Raw genomic sequence first — 3751 nt, 5'->3', positions numbered from 1 at the left:
AGATTTCTTCAGCCAGCCCTACTTGTTGAAATTTGCCCATAGCCTCTAATATTTCCTATCAGTTTTTAAGTTTGGTAATGGGTGTGAATAAGATATTTTGTCGGCAAATTCACAGATAGTATTAAAAGGACAAAAGCGGCAGTGTTTCCCTGGATTCGGCGGAAATATTTTACTAAAATTACTCTTTTTTTCGTGATATTTTTGTAAATCGTATTGATGCTTGTTGGCAATATTTGCTAAATCTAACTTTAAAGATTCTAATTCCCGATTGTTCAGGCTAATTAAATCTGATTTTTTGGACATCTCCAAATTATAAAAAGATGCTACCGCTTCTAATTCAGGGTAAAGATAACGCGCCGCGAGTAAATAAACTAATGCTTGTCTTTGGTCAAATGCAGATTTACCAGTTTTAAAATCTAAAATATGCAAAGTGCGATCAGATTCCCGAAAAACACAATCCATTGCTGCATATAACCGAAAATGAAAATCTTCCTGTTCCACAAAAATTGGTTTAGGAAAACCTTCATCTCCCCTTGTTAATTGGACAATGTGTTTATCTAACAGTAATGGGGCATCATGATATTTTTGCAAAATTTGCCGGACGCGCTGTTGGACTTGTTCAGTGGAGTTGCTTAATTTTAATAACTGGGCAACTTGATCTACACCGTCTGATTGGTGTAACAGATGTCTATTATGATGGAATTCATAAACGCCTTTTTGGGCGAGAATACCAATCCTCTGGGGTGCAGTGGCCTTACCTAACAGCGCTTTAACTTGCGGTTCATGTTGACGCGCTTTAATAAACCCCCTTCTCATCTGGCAATGCCAACGTTCTTGTCCTGTTGCTGGGGCAACTAAAGACCAAAGGTGATAACTAGCAAAAGGTCGATTAGGAAATGACATTGCTCAATATCAGTGAGAAAAAATACGTTGGGGAATACTTGCGGCTACGCACGCTTTAGGGGAAGCTTCCTATAGTATTGAAGATATCCGGGAGAAAGGGGCAACAATGAGCGCTAGTAGCAATTCCAGCAAAATAAAATTTGGTACTGACGGTTGGAGAGGAATTATAGCCGATGATTTTACTTTTCCCAATGTGCGGAAAGTCACAAGGGCGATCGCAAGTTACCTCGAAACAGCCTATTCCAAAGATAGACCAGTTCTTATTGCCTACGATACTAGGTTTTTGGCTGACCAGTTCGCTCAAACAGCAGCTGAAGTCTTGGCAGACTTGGGTTGGACTGTAAAAATTACTGATCGGGATTGCCCTACACCAGTAATTGCATACAACGCCCGGCTGTTAAAATCGGCTGGGGCTTTGATGTTTACTGCCAGCCATAATCCAGCACCTTACTGTGGAATTAAATATATCCCTGATTACGCTGGGCCTGCCACTCCAGAGATTACTGACACCATTGTGGCGAATATTGAAGGTGCATCAGATGCGCTGCCTGGAAGTGTTCCGGCTGGGGCAATTTCTCTGTTTAACCCCAAACCAGAGTATCTCAAGTTTATCTACACCTTACTGGATGTAGAACGCATCAAGAGTGCGAATTTAAAGGTGAAGTACGATGCCCTTTATTCGACTTCTCGCGGTTATTTAGATGAAGTTTTGCAACATTGCGGCTGTCAGTTAGAAAGCTTTAATACTACTCGCGATGTGCTATTTGGCGGCGGAATGCCCGAACCCAAGGGTGAACAACTAATTGGGTTAGTGGAGGCAGTCAGAGCCGATAAAGCCGATTTAGGACTGGCTACAGATGGTGATGCTGATCGCTTTGGTATCGTTGATGAATTAGGAAATTTTCTTACGCCCAATACTGTGCTGTTATTACTAGCACGCCATTTAATTAAAAACAAAGGTCAAAGCGGCGCGATAGTCCGTACTGTGGCGACAACTCACCTGTTAGATAATTTCGCAGCTAAACACGGGTTGCAAATTTATGAAACGGCAGTTGGTTTTAAATTCATCGGTGAAAAAATGCGGGAAACTACCGTATTAATTGGGGGTGAAGAATCAGGCGGTTTAAGTGTCATTGGCCATATTCCTGAAAAAGATGGAATTTTAGCTGATATGCTCGTGGCAGAAGCGATCGCCTATGAAGGTAAACCCTTGAGTCAATTAGTGAAGGAAGCGATCGCGGAAGCTGATGGTCCGCTTTATAATGACCGTCTGGACTTACATTTGACAGAGGCACACAAAACTGCTGTCATCGATTCTTTTACTAAAAATCCCCCTTCAGAGGTAGCCGGGATTAAAGTTAAAGAAGTCGGACGCAAAGACGGAATTAAGCTGTATTTAGAAGAGGGTAGCTGGATTTTGTTACGTCCTTCTGGTACAGAACCTTTAGTACGCGTTTACATGGAAACCAATTCTGCTGAAAAACTCGCTAAAGTTGCTCAAGAAATGCAAAGTGCGATCGCTAAACTAGAAGCAGTAGCAGTTTAAGAAAACCTCATCCCCAACCCCTCTTCTGCAACGGAGAGGGGAGTATGCATGATTATTATGAAAACTTTGATTCCTATTTTTATATCTCTAGTTGTGGCTATTTGGGTAGTAGCGATCGCTATTATCTCAGTTCAAAATGCCACACCTGTATCTTTAAGATTTTTAACATTTCAAACGATTCAAATACCAGTGGGTTTAGTGCTGGCTTTTAGCGCTGGCGTGGGTTTAATTGGTATGGCTTTACTCCAACCTCTTTGGGGTCTTGTTGGTTCAGGTTCGGGTAAGTCTCGATTAGATGATGATGCTGAATTTTTTGTTGATGATGAAGATTTTTAGCCCAATTTGAGTATTCGCTGATTGAGTTTGACTTGCTGGATTTTCGGTGAGATTGAAGATTTACCAACTAAGCGATCGCAATTATATCAAAGGGGAATAAAGCTGCTGAGTCATGTGGCTAATCGTAAGTTTAATCAAGAGCAATATGCTTTATTTGAAGAAAGTGAAATTCAAACATATATTGCTGAATATCTCAAAGATATTTCAACTAATGAGAGTCTAGAAGTTGTAAAAGCTATAGAGGCGCAACACGGCTTATTAATTAAACGAGCGCAGGGTTTTGACTCAGCAGAAGCAGATTATCTCTACGCAAATAAGCTGATTCTCGATTGCAAAAAAGCAGCAATTGGCGAAACTTCCCCTGATTATTGGCAAGAAATCGAGACGCGGATGTTAAAGCCAAACCTTAGTAGAGGTTCAGATCCCCGACTTCTTGAAGAAGTCGGGGATCTTTGGGTTTGTGATCTATTTAGGATTTCTATGTGTATTTGTTATTGCAGATGTGAAGCTATCAGCGCCAGCTAATTATCTGTCAAAATTCTTCATATTCATTCATTATTCTGACATACTGAGTTTTATGTGTCATCATTAATAAATAATAATTTGCCTATAAATAACCTAGTATAACAACTAGAGGCAGGGATTGACACTAATGGCAGCATCATTACCTCAAGACGAAACTGCAAGAATTGAAGCACTTTTACAGTATAAAATCCTTGATACTAAACCTGAAGAGACTTTTGATCAGATCACTCGTTTAGCTTCGTATATTTGCGGCACACCCATTGCATTAATTAGTCTAATTGATACTAATCGTCAATGGTTTAAATCTAAAGTTGGTCTAGAAACATTAGAAACTTCCCGTGATTTGGCATTTTGCGCTCATGCTATTTTGCAAAAAGATATTTTTATGGTTTCTGATGCCACAACTGATGAACGATTTACTAATAATCCACTAGTTACATC

5 protein-coding genes are annotated in these 3751 nt (G+C 40.1%); 4 read left to right on the top strand and 1 reads right to left on the bottom strand.

Going from position 1 to position 3751, the window contains the following annotated elements:
* Nucleotides 1-45: 45 nt before the first annotated feature.
* Entirely contained in the window at nt 46-903 is an 858-nt protein-coding gene (locus VB654_RS13935) for a PD-(D/E)XK nuclease family protein (RefSeq protein ID WP_323214365.1), read from the bottom strand.
* Nucleotides 904-1009: 106 nt separating this feature from the next.
* Here VB654_RS13935 and VB654_RS13930 point away from each other — a divergent pair, with 106 nt between their 5' ends.
* From VB654_RS13930 to VB654_RS13915, 4 genes are all read left to right on the top strand, one after another.
* Nucleotides 1010-2449 carry a phosphoglucomutase/phosphomannomutase family protein gene (locus tag VB654_RS13930; protein WP_323214364.1) on the top strand — a complete coding sequence of 480 codons (1440 nt, stop codon included), beginning with the start codon at nt 1010-1012 and terminating at the stop codon, nt 2447-2449.
* 57 nt (nt 2450-2506) lie between these two features.
* Nucleotides 2507-2785 (top strand): LapA family protein, encoded by a 279-nt coding sequence (locus VB654_RS13925; protein ID WP_323214391.1) that lies wholly within the window; start codon nt 2507-2509, stop codon nt 2783-2785.
* Nucleotides 2786-2806: 21 nt separating this feature from the next.
* Nucleotides 2807-3310: an NACHT C-terminal helical domain 2-containing protein gene (locus VB654_RS13920; RefSeq protein ID WP_323214363.1), complete on the top strand. Its 504-nt coding sequence runs from the start codon at nt 2807-2809 to the stop codon at nt 3308-3310.
* A 127-nt stretch (nt 3311-3437) separates the two neighbouring features.
* A partial coding sequence (locus VB654_RS13915; protein WP_323214362.1) for a GAF domain-containing protein occupies nt 3438-3751 on the top strand: 314 nt, incomplete at its 3' end.

The organism is Nodularia sp. UHCC 0506 (assembly GCF_034931045.1).
In the GTDB taxonomy this organism is placed as follows: domain Bacteria; phylum Cyanobacteriota; class Cyanobacteriia; order Cyanobacteriales; family Nostocaceae; genus Nodularia.
The sequence above is the reverse complement of the archived record's forward strand: the minus strand, read 5'-3'. Positions and strand labels throughout refer to the sequence as shown.

Excerpts from the sequence above, each read along its gene's own strand:
- VB654_RS13935 (WP_323214365.1), bottom strand. The coding sequence starts at position 903 with ATGTCATTTCCTAATCGACCTTTTGCTAGTTATCACCTTTGGTCTTTA.
- VB654_RS13930 (WP_323214364.1), top strand. The coding sequence starts at position 1,010 with ATGAGCGCTAGTAGCAATTCCAGCAAAATAAAATTTGGTACTGACGGT.
- VB654_RS13925 (WP_323214391.1), top strand. The coding sequence starts at position 2,507 with ATGAAAACTTTGATTCCTATTTTTATATCTCTAGTTGTGGCTATTTGG.